1 protein-coding gene is annotated in these 1,037 nt (G+C 73.3%); it reads right to left on the bottom strand.

Going from position 1 to position 1,037, the window contains the following annotated elements; translation table 11 throughout:
• On the bottom strand, positions 1-901 hold a 901-nt coding region (locus Q0789_RS16570), incomplete at its 3' end, for an ISL3 family transposase (RefSeq protein WP_366917779.1).
• Positions 902-1,037: the final 136 nt, after the last annotated feature.

Raw genomic sequence — 1,037 nt, 5'->3', positions numbered from 1 at the left:
GCTCAGGGTGGGCGGCGAACGCCGCGTCCAGGCGGGACAGCTGGCGGTCGGTGAGGTTCTCGACCGCGGCGCGCAGAGTGGTGCGGATCCCGTAGAGCGGGTCCCCGGAGCGGCCGCGGTGACCGGTGGTCTCCTGCTGCACCCGCCTCCTGACGTCGTCCAGCGCGGCGGTGCCGAGCTTGACGACGTGGAAGGGGTCGACCACCGCGGTGGCGTCTTCGAGCTTGTCGTCGATGGCGTTCTTGTACCCGTGGAACGGGTCCAGGGTGGCGACCTGCACGCCGGCGCGGAAGGTGTCGCCACGCTGCTCGAGCCAGTCGGCGTAGACCCGCCCGGAGCGGCCCGGGACCAGGTCCAGCAGCCGCGCCCGCACCTGACCGTCGGCGTCACGGGTCAGGTCGACCATCCCGGTCAGCTCCTTCGGGCCCCGTTCCTTGACCGACACGTGATGCCACACGTGCTCGTCCACGCCGAGGGCAGCCACGTCCTCGTAGCGGGTCTCGTCGGCGGCCAGCACCGCCAGCAGCGGGGCCACCGAGGACCACAGGGTCCGCCAGGACACCCCGAGCTGGCGCGCCAGCCCGGCGACGGAGGCGTGCTCGCGGCGCAGCTGGCCGATCGCCCACCACCGCGCCCTGGTCGACACCTTCGCCCGCGCCAGGGCGACTTCCTCGTCGACCTCGGTGAAGGACCACGTCGAGCAGGCCGGCTCCCCACAGGTCCAGGTCCGCTTGCGCCACACCAGCTGCACCGGGCGCCCGAACGCCGGCACGTCCACCAGCGCGTGCTCGCGGCGGCCGTGGCTGGTCGCCACGACCCCACAGGCCCGGCAGCCCACTGGACCCGGCGGGGACTCCACCGTCACGACCAGCCCGCCCTCGGCGAGGTCGACGGCGATCACATGCAGCCCTTCCAGGCCCACCAGCCGGTCGCAGCTGGCGCAGTAGGAGGCGGGCGCGTCCGGGCAGGAGCGGGCGCAGTACGTAGAGTCGTCCACGGTCGAGGTCCTCGCTGAGCAGGTTGCTTGGTCGCTCCTG

It is taken from the genome of uncultured Pseudokineococcus sp. (assembly GCF_947499845.1).
In the GTDB taxonomy this organism is placed as follows: Bacteria; Actinomycetota; Actinomycetes; order Actinomycetales; family Quadrisphaeraceae; genus Pseudokineococcus.
Note: the sequence above shows the minus strand (reverse complement) of the source record. Positions and strands in the feature narration are given on the sequence as shown.